We start from the raw sequence: 17,022 nt of genomic DNA, 5'->3' as shown, positions 1-17,022 counted from the left end.
ACAAGGATGTAGCAATGCTGATAGTGATTCCTGATGTGCTGGATGCAGAGCAATTGCGTGATTGTCGGCAAGCACTTGAGCAAGCCCAGTGGGAAGATGGGCGCAAGACTGCTGGTTATTTAGCCGTGCAAAGTAAGCGCAATGTGCAGTTGCCGTTAAATAGCCCATTAAGCCAAAAAATGGGTGAGTTCTTATTGCGTGTACTGGATGATAACGCCCAATTTATAGCAGCCGCGTTACCGGCGAACATATTGCCACCACGTTTTAATCGTTATGAGGGCGGTGGCGAGTATGGGAATCACATCGATAATGCTATTTTCAGCGTACCTGGTACGGGAGAGCGTTTGCGTACAGATGTATCCAGTACTCTTTTTTTCAGCGAGCCAGATGAGTATGAGGGAGGCGAGCTGATGATAGAAGATGTGTATGGCCAGCAAAGTATCAAGCTACCCGCTGGACACCTGGTGGTGTATCCGGGTACGAGCCTGCACAGAGTTAACCCAGTTACAGCGGGCACCCGCTACGCGTCATTTTTTTGGACCCAAAGCATGGTGCGCCATGCGCATCAACGCAGTGTGTTGTGGGAGCTAGATCAATGTATACAGAGTTTAGCTAAGCAGGGAGCCCACACCGATGAGCTCGCGCGTCTTAGTGGGGTTTATCACAATTTATTGCGTGAATGGGCGCAGGTTTAATAAGGCGCCGCGATGAGTCATCAGCTATTACCTGAGTTAACCCACATACCAAGCAGTATTGCGAGTGTTAGTGACTACGAGCCTTATGCGCGTGAGCGCATGTCGACCGCAGCATGGGCCTATTTTAGCGGTGGGGCAGCCGACGAGTACACTTTACAAGATAATCTTGCCAGCTTTAGGCGTTACGGCTTATGGCCTGCCGCCTTAGCTTCGCTGCAAAACGCCACAACACAAACCGAGCTGCTTGGGCAGACGCTGCCTTATCCGATTATGTTAGCGCCCATCGCCTATCAAGCCATGGCTCATCCGCAAGGGGAGCTAGGAACGGTTTTAGCGGCCGGTGCAATGCAGGCACATATGGTGGTGAGTATGCAGGCGAGCCACAGCATCGAGGACATCGCCGCACAAGCGCATAGCCCTTTATGGTTGCAATGGTACTGGCAACGCGATAAAGCGTTTATGCGTGATCTTTTAGCGCGTGCGCATGCCAGCGCTTATCAGGCCATAGTATTGACTGTTGATGCGCCAGTGAACGGCGTTAGAAATCGTGAGCAGCGGGCTAACTTTACTTTGCCTGCCCATATCGAAGCGGTCAATTTACGCGGCAGTTCGCAGCCTACAAGTAGCCATGGGGCAGCCGGGACTAGCCCCTTGTTTGGTAGTGACTTAATCAAATACGTGCCGACTTGGGACGATTTGTTATGGTTGGTGCAACATAGTCCGTTGCCCGTCGTGGTGAAAGGGATGATGCGGCCCGCTGATGTGTTACGTGCGCAGCAAGCGGGTGTGGCAGCCGTTATTGTGTCTAATCATGGTGGCCGCACCCTAGATACAGCGCCGGCCAGTTTAGATGCTTTAGCGGCAGTAGTACAAAGCGTTAGTGTGCCCGTATTGTTGGATGGTGGCATACGCCGAGGTACGGACATCGTGAAAGCTTTAGCGCTAGGTGCTAAAGCTGTGTTGATTGGGCGCCCCTATTTATATGGCTTGGCTGCTGCGGGACCACGTGGAGTCGCCCATGTTTTACATATATTGCGTGCCGAGCTGGAGGTTGCAATGGCGCTATGCGGTTGTGCTCAGCTAAGCGATATCGGACCCCATGTTTTATACCGTCCCTTGGCAGACTAGCGTGTGTTTATTCTGGCAGGGCATCCCGCGGCCAGCCATGTTCGCGGGCTAAGCGCAGCCAGTCAAAATGTGGGCCAGGATCCGTTTTGCGCCCAGGGGCAATGTGCTCATGGCCGCGTACTGCCTCAATGGCATGGTGCAGGCGTAGCGTTTGGCTTAGGCTGGCAAGTTCGCGATACTGTTTATCAGTAAAAGGCACATAGTCGCTTCCTTCGAGCTCTATGCCGATGGAAAAATCATTGCAGCGCTCTCGTCCGGCAAATACGGAAACACCTGCGTGCCAAGCGCGCTTGAGGGTGGGGACAAACTGAATAATGAGTCCGTCACGACGGATCAAAAAGTGCGCTGACACTTTGAGGTCTCGTATATGTTCGAACCATGGATCGGCGCTGAGATCGAGCTTATTTTGAAAAAAATCTTGAATAAATGGGCCTCCAAACTGATTTGGAGGCAAGCTAATGTTATGCAGCACAAGTAGACGTATGGTGGCGTCAGTAGGCCGATCGTCGTGGTTTGGTGACGGCGCTAGACGCACATTAGCGTGTCGTTTTAACCAGCCTGTCTGAGTCAGTTCATAAGCTTTACGATGCCCTACCATATCAGTTGCGTGGCCCTAGTTTGGCATGTTCAAGGCTGCACCAAGTGTGGTGGTTACTCATCAGTGCCTCTGAGCGAGGTAAGTAAATACCACAATGTGCGCAACGCACCATGGGTTCAGCCCCTTTGTTGCGCTTATGCAGTTGGGGTGACTGACGTGCTTTGTGCTTTTTCTGGGACAAGATACGCATTACGATCATGGCACCCAGAAACACTAAAACCCAAACTAAAACCTTAGCCAATTGTGCCTCGCTGCAGGATGACTTCTAAGACAAAGTGACTACCCGAATAAGCCAGCAGCAAAAATGCGAAACCAGCTAGCGTCCAACGTAAGGCTATGCGACCACGCCAACCCCATATGCGTCGACCTAAGAGTAGGCCGCCGAAAGTCAGCCAGGATAAAAGTGTGAAAATGGTTTTATGGTCTAAGCGAATCAGTTGGTCATCTACCTTTAACGACACGGCGAATCCGCTTAAAACAGTTAAGGTTAAAATGATAAAGGCTACACGCAATAAACGGAAGAGCACTTGTTCTTGCACGAGCAAGGGGGGCATGGTGTCAAGGGCGCGTCCTAGCACGGTATATTGATCGCGAGCGGCAATTGGGCGGTGCAGTTGTTTATCCAGTGCTATCATGAGAATGGCATGCAAGGCAGCCACAGTACTGAGCCCGTAAGCCACCAATGCAATCAGCAGGTGAATACGTAGCCATTCGTTGTTGGCGTGTTCTACTATGGTGCCCTGGGGAAATAGTGCTGCCATGATGCTTACCAGCGTGGCGGCAGGTAGTAGAATCAGTAACAGGCTGTCTAGGCGTAGGTATAGGCTTTGAAACCAAAATACCACCATGCCTAACCAGATTGCGGCGGAAAAGGCTAAAGCCCAACCAAGGTGCAAGCCATTTGGCATGATAATAGTCAGGGCTAAGCCGGCACCATGCATAATAATGGCCGCTAGCAGGGCTACCCGGCTGGTGCGATTTAATACTGGCTGTGTGCTACCTTGCTTAATTGGGCGCCAAAGCGATATCGACAAGACGATATAAGCAAGTGCGGCCAGCAAGTGAAATACAATACTTGCAGACATATGATCCGTTAATACTGAAACGACTGTTATGGCAGTAGCCAAATATTCATTTTATTCTTATTCCTAGACCCACACGATAACCTAGTTTAAGCGATACCACTCTATGTTTGAAAATCTGACCCAACGTATGTCCCGTGTGGTGAAAACCATGCGCGGCCAAGCGCGTCTTACTGAGTCCAATACACAGGACATGCTGCGCGAAGTGCGCATGGCTTTACTTGAGGCCGACGTTGCTTTACCTGTGGTGCGTGAGTTCACGAATAAGGTAAAAGAGCGGGCTTTAGGTGCAGATGTTGCTGATAGTTTAAATCCAGGACAAGCCTTGGTAGGTATAGTCCACAAGGAACTTACCGCTTTAATGGGGGGTGATTTAGGGGTAGAGGCCAGTGAGTTGTCCTTAGCTGCCCAACCTCCAGCGGTACTGTTAATGGCCGGGTTACAGGGGGCGGGTAAAACCACCACCACGGGTAAGTTGGCAAAGTGGCTGCACGAAGGCGGCCATGTGCAGTATGGGCGCAAAACAGGTAAGAAAAAGGTTTTGGTGGTCAGTGCTGACGTGTATCGTCCGGCTGCTATCGAGCAATTGAAAACCGTGGCACATCAGGTGGGAGTGGATTTTCTCCCTACCGATACAAGCCAGCGCCCGCAAGATATTGCGGCTCAGGCCTTGGACCACGCTAAGCGCCACCACTATGATGTGTTAATTGTCGATACCGCTGGTCGCTTGGGTATTGATGAGGAAATGATGCGTGAAATACGCGCTCTTCATGATTTATTAAATCCGATCGAAACCCTGTTCGTGGTGGATGCCATGCAGGGGCAAGACGCGATCAACGTGGCACGCGCGTTTGCTGAGGCATTGCCTCTGACAGGGGTGGTGCTCACCAAGCTAGATGGTGATTCGCGTGGTGGCGCGGCGCTATCTGTGCGTCATGTCACCGGTAAACCATTGAAGTTTGTCGGTGTCTCTGAAAAGCTTGATGGTTTAGAGCCTTTCCACCCGGAGCGCATGGCACAGCGTGTGCTGGGGATGGGCGATATTGTTTCGTTGGTTGAGCAGGCGCAGCGCAATATTGACATTGCTGAAGCGCAAAAAATGACCGACAAAATCAAATCAGGTGGTAAGTTTGATTTGAATGATTTTCGCGAGCAATTGCAGCAAGTGAAGAAACTAGGGGATATGGGCTCTTTGTTAGAAAAACTGCCCGCACAGTTTTCCCAAGCGGCCTCTCAATTGCAGGGGGGGCAGGCAGAGCAACAGTTGCGCCGTACCGAAGGTATCTTGAACTCTATGACACCTACGGAGCGAGCTAAGCCTGAGTTGTTAAAAGCAGCTCGCAAGCGTCGCATTGCGGCTGGCTCTGGCGTGAGTGTGCAAGAAGTGAATCGCTTGCTTAATCAATTCGAGCAGATGCAAGGGATGATGAAGCAGATGAAAAAAGGCGGTATGGCCAAAATGATGCGTGGCTTGGGCGGTATGGGAGCCTTACGTGGTCTGGCAAAAGGTGGGTTTAAGAACTCCCGCTAGTACGGTAACGCCGCCTTAGTGAACTGACGCGGCGTTATTTTTTTCAAATCCCAAGGCCAGGGCAGTGCGTAAATAGTCTACAAATAGCCGTATCGCTTGGGGAACATGGGGTGAGTAGGGGCGTAGAGCATAAATTTGGTCACCAAATATTCCTAGGTTACGCCACTGAGGCAACACCTCGACAAGACTGCCTTGTTTTATGCAGTCTTGCACACTGAAGTCAGGTAGCACGGCGATACCCTGATGTTGCAACGCAATGTCGCGTAGCACTTCGCTATTATTGGCGCTAAAGCTAGAGTGAATCGGGATAGTGACGCTTTGCCCAAGCTCTGTTCTATGCTCCATGGTCCAGCTATTGAGCCCTTTAGGGCGGGGATAGCATAAACATCGATGGGTGCTTAGCTCAGCAGGGTCTGCAGGGGCCCCATGCTGCTGTAGATACGTAGGGCTTGCCACCAGCCGTGTTTGGGTGGTGCATAAAGACCAAGCAATATAATTCTCGGGTGGGACCGAGGTATGGCGTATCGCCAAGTCAAAGCCTTCATGTTCGAGAGTGAGCAATTGATCTGACAGATGCAGCTCAATATGTATATCGGGATAGCGCTGTAGGAAAGGGCCCAAGCGCGGCACAATTTGTTGTCGTGCTAGGGCGACCGGTAGAGTGAGACGTATGAGGCCAGCTGCCTGCTCGACTAAGTCTTGCAAACGAGCCACACCGTGGCGTAATTCATTAAATGAAGCCTGGGCTTGTTCAGCAAGGCGTTTACCAGCGTCGCTCAGTTGTACGCTGCGAGTAGTGCGCAATACCAACGGTAGGCCTATCTGTTTTTCCAATTCGCTGATGCGTTGACTAATAGCCGCTTTGCTTAGGCCTAGATATTGCGCTGTGCGGGTATAACTACCTTGTTGATGTAGCACCATGAGGCAATGTATGTGTGGCCAAAGCGTATTGATTGTTTTGTCATCCATGTTTTGATTGTTTGTTTTTATAAACAATAAGTCAATCTACCGCATCTAGGCAAGAGCCGTTTGCTTTTTTACACTAAGAAATAGTTGTATCACATCAAAGGAGACGAACAGTGAGTCAAAGCATTGCGCATTACATACAGGGCCAAGTGGTATCTGGTAGCAGTACACGTAGTCAAGAAATTCATAATCCCGCAACCGGCCAAGTCACAGGACGCGTGTTGTTGGGTACCGCTCAAGATGTCGACGCGGCTGTACAGGCAGCTAAAGCGGCCTTTCCTGCTTGGAGCGACACAGCCCCCATTCGCCGCGCACGTATTTTGAATGCTTTTTTGCAGCTTATGTATCAGCACCGCGATGAACTGGCTCGCCTGATCACCGCTGAGCACGGAAAGGTATTCACCGATGCGCAAGGTGAAGTGATGCGGGGTATTGAAATATTGGAATTTGCTTGTGGCGCCCCTCAGTTACTAAAATCTGATTTCACCGAACAGGTCGCTACAAATATCGATAACTGGACTTTACGCCAACCATTGGGTGTGGTTGCAGGAATAACACCGTTTAATTTTCCTGTGATGGTGCCTATGTGGATGTTTCCAGTAGCCCTAGCTACCGGAAATACCTTTGTATTAAAACCCAGCCCTACCGATCCTAGCACGAGCTTGTACATCGCTGATTTGCTCCAGCAAGCTGGCTTGCCTGATGGTGTTTTTAATGTGGTGCAGGGTGACAAAGAGTCGGTCGATGCGCTGATTGAGCATCCTGATGTGCAGGCTCTGTCGTTTGTGGGTTCTACGCCTGTAGCACAATCCATTTATGAGCGCGGCGCGGCGCATGGAAAGCGAGTCCAAGCGCTAGGGGGAGCAAAAAACCATTTAGTAGTGATGCCGGATGCCGATATGGATCAGGTGGTCGATGCTTTGATGGGGGCTGCTTTTGGTTCGGCTGGCGAGCGTTGCATGGCTATTAGTGTTGCGGTATTTGTGGGTGAGGGTACTGCCGAGCGTGTATTGCCTAAGCTATTAGCAAAAGCTCAGGCGCTAAAGGTGCAGGACGGTCGTGAGCTCTCTGCAGAAATGGGCCCCATTGTTACCCAAGCCGCTTTAGAGCGTATACGCAGTTATATTGCGCTCGGACAAGAGGAAGGGGCGACGCTGTTACTAGATGGACGAGGTTTTGACGCTACCCAAGCTGGTAAGGGATGCGAGCAAGGATATTGGTTAGGCGCCACTATTTTTGATCATGTCACCACGGATATGCGCATTTACAAAGAAGAAATCTTCGGCCCTGTGCTGGCGTGTGTACGGGTTGCGGACTTAGGCGCCGCAATGCGTGTAATCAATGAGCACGAGTTTGGTAATGGGGTTAGTTGTTATACCCGCGATGGGCATACAGCACGCGAGTTTGGTCGACGTATTCAGGTGGGAATGGTAGGTATTAATGTGCCTATCCCCGTTCCGATGGCGTGGCACGGCTTTGGTGGCTGGAAGAAAAGCTTATTTGGCGACATGCATGCGTATGGCGAAGAAGGTGTGCGCTTTTACACGCGTCAAAAAAGTATTATGCAGCGCTGGCCCGAAACTACCGAACATGGGCCCGAGTTTGTCATCCCTAGTAGTCAATAAGCAGACGTAGGCTTAGGCAGCCAGTTTTCGGGTAAAGCTGGCTGCCTTGATGGCGCTACTGGCTTGCTATTAACCGCCTCCTACAGCAACAACAATTTCAATGGTGTCGCCGTCCTGAAGCGCTGTGCTGGCGTGCTGGCTTTTAGGAACGATTTCCCCGTTGAGCTCAACGGCTATACGTTTATCGGCGTAGCCCAGATGAGTGATCAGCTCGGCCACAGAGTGGATGCCGGGGAAGGCCTCTGTAAGGCCATTTAAGATGATATTCATAACATTCCTATAAAACGCTGTCCTACCATGATGCTGAGGAGGTCACCGGTAAAAGTCGGTGTGCCTGCTGCATGTATTTATCGTATAGAGCCCAGAGTTTAAGACTGATGGGCAGCGGGAGCTGGTTGGGTATTACGGGTAAAAATAAGATCCCATACACCATGGCCCAAGCGTATACCACGATTTTCAAACTTTGTTAAAGGACGATAGTCTGGGCGAGGAGCGTAGTCGCTGAATTTATTGTCCAACATGGGCTCCGCACTCAGCACCGCTAGCATTTGCTCGGCATAGTTTTCCCAGTCAGTGGCGCAATGTATATAAGCACCTGGAGCTAGGCGGCTGACGAGCAGCTTGATGAAGGGCGCTTGAATTAAGCGACGCTTATGGTGCCGTGTTTTAGGCCAAGGGTCTGGGAAATAGATATGTATGCCCGCTAAAGAGCCAGGCTCAAGCATGTCTCGTACTACTTCCACCGCATCATGCTGAATGATGCGAATGTTGCTGATTTGCTCATCATCAATGCGCTTGAGCAAGGCGCCCACCCCTGCATTAAACACCTCTACGCCGAGAAAATTATCTTCGGGGCGGCTTTGCGCGATTTTTTGCGTGGTTTCTCCCATGCCAAATCCAATCTCCAGGATGGTTGGGGCTTGGCGATTGAAAGCTTGAGCCAGATTGAGTTTTTGAGGCTGATAAGAGAGTGACCATAAGGGCAATAAACGCGCCAGAGCCGCCTCTTGGCTAGGCGTAATATGGGCGCGCCTATGCACAAAACTGCGAATATGGGTTTGGCCAGAATCTGTATTGGCTACCTTGGGGTTGAGGATTGAAGCTTTAGTGTTACTCGAACTCATGACGGGAAATGCGCCATCGCGATTAGGCTTTGCGCTTGTGCAAAATTGGGAACCTTACATTGTAGTGATTATGACTGGGTAAGGGGGAGTGATCGCACGGACAAAGTGCCTGCTTGTGTCCATACCGCTGCAAGTCGAGCGTTTTCTATAGTGTTAATTTTAAATTATGTTTAGTCCTAAAGGACTTATTTCCGAGCTTTTTTTAAAAGATTGTCATTGGCGCGATAGTTATATTTAAGCTTTTACGATAGGTTTTTTTGTGTTTGAGAAATAAGAAGTTTTTCAGGGGTAAACCCGCTTGTTAGTATATGTAAAGGATTTTAGACTGAAAATAAAGGGTCGATTTTCGACATGCTTAGGTCCGTTATTAAGGCGGTCGTAAGTCGTTTGTATTCCTGGAGGGGAAATGCTCATAAAAATAATTGATGGTTTAAACGAGGCCGTAGGGAGAGTGGTCTCGTGTGTTGCCGCTATTTTTGCAGTACTTATTCTATTTGACGTGGTCATGCGCTATGTCTTTCATCTACCTACCCGTTGGGGTTTCGATGTCACCAAACAGTTGTTTGGCTTTTATTTCATTATGTTAGGGGGGTATGCCCTAAGACATCAGTCTCATGTACGGGTCGACCTTCTGATCGAGCGACTAACTCCAACTTGGCGACGTTGGGTAGAGGTTCTCGGCTATCCCATTTTTTTCTTCCCTTTTGCTTGGATTTTTATGAGCAAAAGTTATGAGTTCGCCTTGCGTTCTTGGAAGCAAGGTGAGACTACTTATGGTGCGGTGCAACTCCCTGTTTATCCCTTGAAAATGGCCATGACCGTGGCTGCGGTATTGTTGTTTATTCAAGGCGTATCTGAGTTTCTGAAATTAGTGCTCAATAAGGAAAATTAAACATGGGTGGCGAGTACATTGCATTGATTATGGCTGCATTACTGCTGCTCGGGCTCTTTATGGGGCATCCTTTGGCCTTTGTGCTGGGGGGAACGGCAGTTCTAGGGGCTTTTATAGCGGGTAAGCCATTAATTTTGGGTTTGGTGATTAACCGTATTTACGGCGAAGTATTAGACAATTTTACGCTGATAGCCATTCCGCTATTTATTTTAATGGCTCGATTTTTGTCTGATTCTGAAGTGACCGATAAGATGTTCGAAGCCTTACGTTTGCTAATGGCGAATGTGAGGGGTGGTTTAGCATTAGCAGTGGTATTTATATCTGTCTTGCTAGCAGCCACCACGGGCATTATCGGAGCATCGATTACGGTCACGGGGGTGATGGCTTTACGCCCCATGCTTAAGTATGGCTATAGTCCGCGTGTAACGGCAGGGGTGATTGCAGCCTCTGGTTGCTTAGGCATTCTGATACCCCCTTCCATTATGCTGATTTTGATGGCCAGCTATTCCCCCTTGTCCGTGGGTGAACTGTTCGCTGGGGCCCTGATTCCTGGGTTGCTGCTGGGGTTGCTGTATGCCATTTACGTAGTGTTCCTGGCTTTCGTGCGTCCTAAGGATGTACCGCGAGTCAGCTCCGAGGAGCGCATTAGCACAAGTGCTTTAGTCAAAATGCTGATTGTTGAAGCCGTACCACCCTTGGTACTCATTCTGGGCATTCTAGGCAGCATGTTGGCGGGTATTGCCACCGCCACCGAAGCCTCCGCGATTGGCGCGTTGTTGGCCTTACTCATTGTCATTATGCGCGGTAAGTTTAAGTGGGCAACGTTTTTTAGCGCGCTGAGCGAAACGGGGCGCACATCGGCCATGATTCTGTTTATTGTGGTGGGCGCGACGGCTTTTACCGGCGTCTTCAATGCCACAGGGGGGTTAGCGGCGGTTCAGACCTTTATGCGTGGCTTGGATATGGAGCCATGGATGCTGCTCACCGTTATGCTGCTGATTGTGTTTGTCTTGGGGTGCTTTTTAGATTGGACAGGTATCGTTTTACTGTCTTTCCCGATATTTTTACCGATAGTGCAAGAAATGGGCATTAGCCTTTTGTGGTTTGTGATTTTGATCGCGGTCGTATTGCAGACCTCTTTTCTCACACCGCCTTTTGGCTATGCCTTGTTTTACTTACGCGCTATCTCACCCCCTGAGGTTAAAACGAGCGACATTATTGCTGGGGTGATGCCATTTATAGGTCTGATTGTTGTGATGTGTTTGTTAGTGGCTGTGTTTCCTGATTTGGCGACATGGTTACCGAACAAACTCTATGTGAAATAACTTGGTTAAATTAATGCGACGTAGTTCGCAGGGAGGATGACATGAAACTCAAAATGAAAATAGGTTTAACGGTACTCGCTTCAGCGCTGTTAAGCACGACGGCCTGGGCTCAAAAGCATACCTGGACAATGACCAGTACTTGGCCTTCTTCTTTGGAGCTAATGGAGTTAGATAAAAAATGGGTGGAGTTAGCGAATCAGCTAACGGCCGGTGAGCTAAAGATAGACTTTCACGAGGGCGGCTCTTTAGTGCCTTCCGGTGAGGTCTTTGCGGCAGTCGAATCAGGGGCGATTCAAGCGGCCGGTGATTGGCCAGGTTACTGGGCTGGGCGTGATCCTGCGTTTTCTCCTTTGGCGACCCACTCCAGCTTGTTTAACGCCGTAGACTACATTAACTGGCTGCAGCAGTGGGGAGGCAATGAACTGTTTAATGAGGTTTACGGCAAGTTCGATATGGTCTACCTTCCTTATGGGGTGACCAATAATGAATCCGGCTTCCGCACTACCCAGCCTATACGTACGCTTGAGGACCTTAAAGGCAAGCGTTTGCGTTTATCTGGTTTAGAGCAGGGCAAAGTTTTAGAAAAGCTAGGTGGTAATCAGGTGTCTATGGCTGGGCAGGAGCTTTATCAGGCCTTGGAGCGCGGCGTGATCGATGGCGCGGAGTTCTCTACTCCTAACGTGGATGTGTCCGCAGGCTTACATCAAGTGACTAAGTTTTGGTCTACACCCGGGTGGCATCAGTCTTCGTCAACGTTTGGAGTGATGATTAACAAGGCTGCTTGGGATGCTTTGACCCCCGAAACACAGAATAAGTTAAAAATAGCGGCTGACGCAGCCATGCTGTGGTCGCTTTCTTATACTGAAAAAAGAGCGATCGATGGTTATGACACCTTTGCCAAGGCGGGAGTTGAAATTAATCGCATGGACGATGAATCTTTAGCAAAAATTCAGGAAGTCTCTAACCAGGCCATGATAGAGGTGGCGTGTAGTAGTCCTTTAGCCGCTAAGGTATACGTGAGCCAAGTTGAGTATTTGGATGATTATAAAAATTGGCGTGAGGCCTCTAAGCCCTATAACTTGGGACGTAATCCAAATGGCCCGGATCTGGACAAACTGAAAGCCTGTTTGAAATAAGTGATTAAGTAAACATTCAAACGCCCAACAGCTCACGCTGACTGTTGGGCGTTTTTTTTATCAATACAGGATGTTCCTTATATCCGTTCACCTAGTAGCTTAGACGCCAAAGAGGCGGTTTAAAGCCTGTTTTTACTCCCTTTTGTTGTATAACACCGCCTGGCCTATCTGTCCTTAGCGCCTGATTTCGCTTGGTGTTTAGACGCCCTCATGCTAAGGTTTGACTCAATTGGAAACATGCTATTGGGTAAGCTGTGCGCCGCTCTCCTTTTCTACTTTTGCCGCTGGTGATTCTATTGGCAGGCTGCCAGCGTTACGCGCCTAGCGTGTATATCGCTGGCTCTTATTTCCCCGCTTGGCTCATTTGTGCCGTGGTGGGGATTTTTGGTGCGTTGTTGCTACGAGTGGTGGCGATAAAAATTGGCCTGGAAGATATTTTGCCAGCTAGATTGCTGGTGTATGTGTGTCTTGCCTTAATTATTGCAATGCTTTTCGCCTACTTTGGCTTTACTTATTGATTATGGATAAAAATACTCAGCGCAAAGTGTTTGGCCGCTGCATTGCACTGTTGATCGTGCTGATCGCAATATTAGGGGTATGGGCATTTTGGAAGCACTTAGAGGTCAATCCTATGTCAGAGGATGCCACCATAGGTGCCGATGTCGTGCATATAAGCACCCCTGTACCCGGGCGGGTGCAAGAGTTTTATGTGAAAGACGGTAGCCGAGTTAAAAAAGGCGACTTGCTCTTTACTTTGGATCCCGTGTCGTATCGCTTACGAGTGGAGCAAGCTGAGGCCGAATTAGCAATGGCGGAAGACTTGCTTGACGCGCGCCAACGACAAATCCGTGCAGAAACTAAAAACAGTCATATTGCTGATGAGCAGATTACTCGTGCTCGAACTAATCTTGATTTGGCCGAACGCACGTTACAACGTTTGTTACCGTTGTCCAGTAAGGGCTATGTAACCCGACAGCAGATTGATGATGCGATGACGCTCAAGAAAGATGCTCAAGTAAGTTTGAATCAAGCATTGGCGCAGGCAGATGCGGCACAAGAGTTGATCGGCAAAGAGGGTGGAGCGCAGGCCGCTGTAAGGGTGGCGAGTGCCGCCGTAGCGTTAGCCAAAAAGGCTCTTAGTGATACCGAAGTGTATGCACCTCATGACGGTTTGATTGTGGGTTTGCGGGTGTCCAGCGGCGAATATGTAGCCCCTGATCAGTCTTTGTTTACGCTGATCAATACGGACACGTGGTTTACCACGGCTTTTTATCGTGAAACTGATCTATCTGCTATTCGGATTGGGGCGTGTGCATCGGTTTACATTATGGGGCAGCCTGATACCCCTTTGCAGGGTAAAGTGGAAAATATAGGTTGGGGCATAAGCTCCACAGACATGATAAGCCTACCGCGCGGTCTACCTTATGTAGAGAAATCATTAAATTGGGTGCGTGTCGCGCAGCGTTTTCCCGTACGTATTACGCTTACGCAGCCCGCACCTGCTAATTTATTACGGGTAGGAGCCTCGGCTAACGTGGTGGTTCGCGATGAGCAGCACTGCGAAAAATAGCAGCCTGCGTACTTTATTGTATGCAGGCCGCGAAGAATTACTTCCCTTTGATGGGCGATTCCAGATCGCTTGGCGGGTGGCAGCGCAATGTGCTTTAGCTGCCTTAGTCTTCATGACTTACGGTATACCTTTAGCCCCCATTGGCTGTTACTTGTTGCTGTTCATCGTTAAACGGGACAGTACCGAAACAACCTTGATGGCTATAGGAATTTCAATCTTGCTGTCACTGGTTGTCGGCATGATGTTTTTTCTTATACGCTGGAGTATTGATTACCCCATCTTACGTATGGTGGTGTTGGTGCTAGGCTCCTTTGTTTTTTTGTTTTTAGGCGCTGCCAGTAAATTAGGACCGATAGGAAATATTGTTGCCTTGGTCGTGGGCTTCATCATGACCATTATGAGCGACGTACCTTTTGGTGAAGTTGCCACTCGCGCTTTACTGTACGCTTGGTTAATGGGGCTCACGCCCATGGCGATTGTCGTATTGTTTAATACCTTCTTTGGCCGTTCTACCCCAAAACTGGTGCAAAGCACCATCTTAGAGCGACTTCACCAAGTGCATGCGGTGTTACAAGGTGCTGAGGGGCCTGATAGTCTGGAAAGTCTGTTAGCTGAGGGGAACTCCGAGCTCAACAAAAGCTTGGGCTTTACCAAGCTTTTGTATTTATGCTCCACTAAAAAGCGGCTTTTTTTACACAGTGCCACGGTCTATAGTTACAGGTTGATGCTTGCCGTACGTAATATGCCTGCAGATATCCCTGATAGCTTGCGACAAAATGTATTGGCTCAGTGTGAGCAGGCAATAGTCGCGGTGGAAAATATAGCGCCTCAAACTCCGTTAGATACTGCATCGTTTCAGGACAGTGTTTGGTACCTCGAGGTATCAAACAGCTTGCGCGCTATTACGCAAGCCCAAGTAGAAGTGGCACCGCCGGCCAGCAAAGAAGGGTTTATGTATCCCGATGCTTTTACGAATCCGGCTTATATATATTTTGCGCTGCGCACGACGGCTGCAGCCGTTATTTGCTACTGCATCTATACCGCCTTAGATTGGCAAGACATTCATACAGCCATGATTACGTGTTATGTCGTTGCCTTGGGCAGTACTGCCGAAACAGTGCATAAGCTTACTTTGCGTATCATTGGCTGTTTAATTGGGGCGTGTTTGGGTATTGCCTCGATAGTGTTTCTTATGCCCTACATGACAAGCATCTTCTCGTTGATGTTATTGGTATTTGTGGGCACGTTGATTGCAGGTTGGGTTGCCGCAGGTAGTGAGCGTATTGCCTATGCAGGAGTACAAATTGGCTTGGCATTTTTGATGACTGTGTTGCAAGGGTTTGGGCCCACGATGGAAATCTCGGCGGCGACCGATCGTATTATCGGTATTTTATTGGGTAATACAGTGTCTTTTTTGGTGTTTACGCTGTGGTGGCCTACATCGGTGGTTGTGGCTGCACGGACCAACTTAATCAAGGTCTGCACTAGCCTAGGTATTTTGACGGAGAAAGCCGGCAAAACGGGTGACCCTGCTACAGAAGAGCTAGCGGCCGCGATGGAAGAAATTGAAAAAGTTCGCGAGAGTTTGCAAATGAGCTTGTTTGAGCCGCGCAATGTACGTGCCTCGGCAGACGAAATTGCACAGTTGCGTGGCTTGCTAGAGCATGCTGAGCAGCTTTGCCGGTTACTCCCTTTTGAGTTTAGTAGAAATAATCCTGCATACAGGCAGGCAGTAGAAGAGCTGCCCAAATGGCGACAATCTCTTAATTCCATGAGCACATGACCGTCACTACATTGTTTAACTTCTCTATGTACCGCTCTACTTGTCGTGTAGCGGCAGTCACTGTACTAAGCGTGCTGGTGCAGGCATGTGCGACTGATGCTCTAAAAAATGCCCCCCAGGCGGCGGATAAGCCTTGGCAACCTTTTGTAGAGCAGGACGCTACTCCTCAAACCAAGCCAACGGCGTCTAAGGGGCTGGATTTTAGTGTGCCAGCCAATTCCCGTGTTAGTCAGATTCGTCCTGCACCCGTTTTATTAAGTGATCATTCCTATAGTTTGTACGAGTTGATCGATATTGCGCAGCGAGAGAATCCGTCTACGCGGCTGGCTTGGAATACCGCCAGGCAAGCAGCCTTAACGCAAGGCATGGTAGAGGCGACCTTTTTACCCATTATTTCGGCGCGCGTGATAGGTGGGTGGGGGCATAGTCGTTCCCCGATTAATTTACCGTTTATGGGCGAGACCGATATTAATGTTCGGGCTCAAGGGGTCGTACCCGCTTTAGCCCTTGAGTGGTTACTTTTTGATTTTGGGCAACGACGCGCCCTGGCCGCGGGGGCAGGGCATTTGTCTGATGCCGCTAACGTGTTGTTTAATGCCGCTCATCAAAAAGTGATCCGTGATGTTACCCATTCTTATTATCAATACGGTCTTAGCCGTGAGCGTGTACGCATTACCGAGCAATCGTATCGAAATGCTCAGCAAGTGGCTCAAGCGGTGCAAGAGCGCTATCAGGCGGGTGTAGGCACCTCGGTCGAGTCTGCCATTGCCACTCAACATGTGGCTCAAGCACGTTTACGTAAGGTGACAGCAGAGGGGGTGCACACGACCGCCTATCAGAACGTTTTGGCTGCCGTAGGGTTGCCAGGAAATAGTCAAATCGCATTGAGTACTCAAATGAGCCGCCCGCTGGAGCATATTTCGGCGGAGCTAGCCGATGAGGCGATTGAGCAGGCTTTGTCGCAACGCCCTGATGTGTTGGCGAGTTACTCAGCGCTACAAGCGGCCCAAGAAGGAGTGAAGGCTGCTGAGGCAGAGTTTGCTCCTAAAGTTTTTGTGGCGGGTGTCGTGGCACATACACGTAGTGAGTTTGGCGTCAATAACTTACCGGATTGGCAGCGACGCTCGTTTCCCTCCGCTTTGATGGTGGGCCTCAATTTACCTATTTTTGATTCAGGCTTGCGCGCTGCACGGTTAAAAGATGCACAGATCAGCGTATCTAAAGCTGAGGATATGTTCCAGAAGCTGCAGCAAGATGCGATGCGTGAAATGATTGCGATGCATTCACTGTTACGCTCGGCACTTGCGGCTTACCAAGCGGCGGGTGAACTAGAGCAGGCGGCACAGATTGCTTATGATGCCGCTTTGGATGCATACAAGTATGGTGTGGGTACTATTACTCTGGCGCACGAGGCCTCAAGCGGGTTGCTGGATGCACAGTTAGCACGCGCTGATGCCCATGTGGCGGCGTTGAATGCCGCGGCTGATTTGGCGTTTCTGATGGGAGAGATGACCAGTGCACCGCAGCCGTAGCCTCTTTTTACGCCGCCATATCACTGTGGTGAGCT

Annotated in this window: 17 protein-coding genes; 11 read left to right on the top strand and 6 right to left on the bottom strand. The window is 49.7% G+C overall.

Annotation, left to right across the window (positions count from 1 at the left end; all coding sequences use genetic code 11):
- Window positions 1–14: 14 nt before the first annotated feature.
- Both OSH01_RS07555 and OSH01_RS07550 read left to right on the top strand, forming a co-directional pair.
- Entirely contained in the window at window positions 15–695 is a 681-nt protein-coding gene (locus tag OSH01_RS07555; RefSeq protein ID WP_266123472.1) for a Fe2+-dependent dioxygenase, read from the top strand.
- Window positions 696–707: 12 nt separating this feature from the next.
- Window positions 708–1,823: an alpha-hydroxy acid oxidase gene (locus OSH01_RS07550; protein ID WP_266123471.1), complete on the top strand. Its 1,116-nt coding sequence runs from the start codon at window positions 708–710 to the stop codon at window positions 1,821–1,823.
- A gap of 7 nt (window positions 1,824–1,830) precedes the next feature.
- Here OSH01_RS07550 and ampD read toward each other — a convergent pair whose 3' ends face one another.
- Genes ampD through OSH01_RS07535 form a run of 3 tightly spaced genes read right to left on the bottom strand, consistent with a single transcriptional unit; the run spans window position 1,831 to window position 3,506 of the window.
- Window positions 1,831–2,421, bottom strand: coding sequence for a 1,6-anhydro-N-acetylmuramyl-L-alanine amidase AmpD (gene ampD / locus OSH01_RS07545; RefSeq protein ID WP_266123470.1), 591 nt, complete (start codon window positions 2,419–2,421; stop codon window positions 1,831–1,833).
- A 1-nt stretch (window position 2,422) separates the two neighbouring features.
- Window positions 2,423–2,662, bottom strand: coding sequence for a PP0621 family protein (locus OSH01_RS07540; RefSeq protein ID WP_266123469.1), 240 nt, complete (start codon window positions 2,660–2,662; stop codon window positions 2,423–2,425).
- A complete protein-coding gene (locus tag OSH01_RS07535; protein WP_266123468.1) occupies window positions 2,655–3,506 on the bottom strand; it encodes a cytochrome C assembly family protein in 852 nt (283 codons plus the stop codon). Before OSH01_RS07535 ends, OSH01_RS07540 begins: the two co-directional genes overlap by 8 nt.
- Before the next feature lie 103 nt (window positions 3,507–3,609).
- Here OSH01_RS07535 and ffh point away from each other — a divergent pair, with 103 nt between their 5' ends.
- The gene (gene ffh / locus OSH01_RS07530; RefSeq protein WP_266123467.1) at window positions 3,610–5,034 is read left to right on the top strand and encodes a signal recognition particle protein; all 1,425 of its coding nucleotides are present in this window, start codon (window positions 3,610–3,612) and stop codon (window positions 5,032–5,034) included.
- Between the two features lie 15 nt (window positions 5,035–5,049).
- Here ffh and OSH01_RS07525 read toward each other — a convergent pair whose 3' ends face one another.
- On the bottom strand, window positions 5,050–6,003 hold the full coding sequence (locus OSH01_RS07525; protein ID WP_266123466.1) for a LysR family transcriptional regulator: 954 nt from the start codon (window positions 6,001–6,003) through the stop codon (window positions 5,050–5,052).
- A gap of 110 nt (window positions 6,004–6,113) precedes the next feature.
- On the opposite strand from OSH01_RS07525, the gene OSH01_RS07520 reads away from it, so the two are divergent.
- On the top strand, window positions 6,114–7,625 hold the full coding sequence (locus tag OSH01_RS07520) for a CoA-acylating methylmalonate-semialdehyde dehydrogenase (RefSeq protein ID WP_266123465.1): 1,512 nt from the start codon (window positions 6,114–6,116) through the stop codon (window positions 7,623–7,625).
- Window positions 7,626–7,694: 69 nt separating this feature from the next.
- Here the strand turns inward: OSH01_RS07520 and thiS are convergent, their stop codons facing one another.
- Together thiS and trmB are read right to left on the bottom strand one after the other, a co-directional pair.
- The gene (gene thiS, locus OSH01_RS07515; RefSeq protein ID WP_266123464.1) at window positions 7,695–7,895 is read right to left on the bottom strand and encodes a sulfur carrier protein ThiS; all 201 of its coding nucleotides are present in this window, start codon (window positions 7,893–7,895) and stop codon (window positions 7,695–7,697) included.
- Between the two features lie 98 nt (window positions 7,896–7,993).
- Entirely contained in the window at window positions 7,994–8,749 is a 756-nt protein-coding gene (gene trmB / locus OSH01_RS07510; RefSeq protein WP_266123463.1) for a tRNA (guanosine(46)-N7)-methyltransferase TrmB, read from the bottom strand.
- Between the two features lie 406 nt (window positions 8,750–9,155).
- Here trmB and OSH01_RS07505 point away from each other — a divergent pair, with 406 nt between their 5' ends.
- The 7 genes from OSH01_RS07505 (at window position 9,156) to OSH01_RS07475 (ending at window position 16,987) form a co-directional block, all read left to right on the top strand.
- Window positions 9,156–9,641, top strand: a complete 486-nt coding sequence (locus OSH01_RS07505; protein WP_266123462.1) for a TRAP transporter small permease subunit — start codon at window positions 9,156–9,158, stop codon at window positions 9,639–9,641.
- Window positions 9,642–9,643: 2 nt separating this feature from the next.
- Window positions 9,644–10,966 carry a TRAP transporter large permease gene (locus OSH01_RS07500; protein ID WP_266123461.1) on the top strand — a complete coding sequence of 441 codons (1,323 nt, stop codon included), beginning with the start codon at window positions 9,644–9,646 and terminating at the stop codon, window positions 10,964–10,966.
- 41 nt (window positions 10,967–11,007) lie between these two features.
- A complete protein-coding gene (gene dctP, locus OSH01_RS07495; RefSeq protein ID WP_266123460.1) occupies window positions 11,008–12,102 on the top strand; it encodes a TRAP transporter substrate-binding protein DctP in 1,095 nt (364 codons plus the stop codon).
- 254 nt (window positions 12,103–12,356) lie between these two features.
- Window positions 12,357–12,620, top strand: coding sequence for a YtcA family lipoprotein (locus OSH01_RS07490; protein ID WP_266123459.1), 264 nt, complete (start codon window positions 12,357–12,359; stop codon window positions 12,618–12,620).
- 2 nt (window positions 12,621–12,622) lie between these two features.
- The gene (mdtN, locus tag OSH01_RS07485) at window positions 12,623–13,672 is read left to right on the top strand and encodes a multidrug transporter subunit MdtN (protein ID WP_266123458.1); all 1,050 of its coding nucleotides are present in this window, start codon (window positions 12,623–12,625) and stop codon (window positions 13,670–13,672) included.
- Window positions 13,650–15,455 (top strand): FUSC family protein, encoded by a 1,806-nt coding sequence (locus tag OSH01_RS07480; protein ID WP_266123457.1) that lies wholly within the window; start codon window positions 13,650–13,652, stop codon window positions 15,453–15,455. Before mdtN ends, OSH01_RS07480 begins: the two co-directional genes overlap by 23 nt.
- Window positions 15,452–16,987: a TolC family protein gene (locus OSH01_RS07475; RefSeq protein WP_266123456.1), complete on the top strand. Its 1,536-nt coding sequence runs from the start codon at window positions 15,452–15,454 to the stop codon at window positions 16,985–16,987. The genes OSH01_RS07480 and OSH01_RS07475 overlap by 4 nt, the downstream gene beginning before the upstream one ends.
- Window positions 16,988–17,022 lie beyond the last annotated feature (35 nt).

Origin of the sequence: Alcaligenes endophyticus (assembly GCF_026344035.1) — a bacterium.
GTDB classification, from domain to species: Bacteria; Pseudomonadota; Gammaproteobacteria; order Burkholderiales; family Burkholderiaceae_B; genus Alcaligenes; species Alcaligenes endophyticus.
This window is presented reverse-complemented; position numbering and strand designations above follow the sequence as displayed.

Excerpts from the sequence above, each read along its gene's own strand:
- OSH01_RS07555 (WP_266123472.1), top strand. The coding sequence starts at position 15 with ATGCTGATAGTGATTCCTGATGTGCTGGATGCAGAGCAATTGCGTGAT.
- OSH01_RS07550 (WP_266123471.1), top strand. The coding sequence starts at position 708 with ATGAGTCATCAGCTATTACCTGAGTTAACCCACATACCAAGCAGTATT.
- ampD (WP_266123470.1), bottom strand. The coding sequence starts at position 2,421 with ATGGTAGGGCATCGTAAAGCTTATGAACTGACTCAGACAGGCTGGTTA.
- OSH01_RS07535 (WP_266123468.1), bottom strand. The coding sequence starts at position 3,506 with ATGTCTGCAAGTATTGTATTTCACTTGCTGGCCGCACTTGCTTATATC.
- ffh (WP_266123467.1), top strand. The coding sequence starts at position 3,610 with ATGTTTGAAAATCTGACCCAACGTATGTCCCGTGTGGTGAAAACCATG.
- OSH01_RS07525 (WP_266123466.1), bottom strand. The coding sequence starts at position 6,003 with ATGGATGACAAAACAATCAATACGCTTTGGCCACACATACATTGCCTC.
- thiS (WP_266123464.1), bottom strand. The coding sequence starts at position 7,895 with ATGAATATCATCTTAAATGGCCTTACAGAGGCCTTCCCCGGCATCCAC.
- trmB (WP_266123463.1), bottom strand. The coding sequence starts at position 8,749 with ATGAGTTCGAGTAACACTAAAGCTTCAATCCTCAACCCCAAGGTAGCC.
- OSH01_RS07505 (WP_266123462.1), top strand. The coding sequence starts at position 9,156 with ATGCTCATAAAAATAATTGATGGTTTAAACGAGGCCGTAGGGAGAGTG.
- OSH01_RS07500 (WP_266123461.1), top strand. The coding sequence starts at position 9,644 with ATGGGTGGCGAGTACATTGCATTGATTATGGCTGCATTACTGCTGCTC.
- dctP (WP_266123460.1), top strand. The coding sequence starts at position 11,008 with ATGAAACTCAAAATGAAAATAGGTTTAACGGTACTCGCTTCAGCGCTG.
- mdtN (WP_266123458.1), top strand. The coding sequence starts at position 12,623 with ATGGATAAAAATACTCAGCGCAAAGTGTTTGGCCGCTGCATTGCACTG.
- OSH01_RS07480 (WP_266123457.1), top strand. The coding sequence starts at position 13,650 with ATGAGCAGCACTGCGAAAAATAGCAGCCTGCGTACTTTATTGTATGCA.
- OSH01_RS07475 (WP_266123456.1), top strand. The coding sequence starts at position 15,452 with ATGACCGTCACTACATTGTTTAACTTCTCTATGTACCGCTCTACTTGT.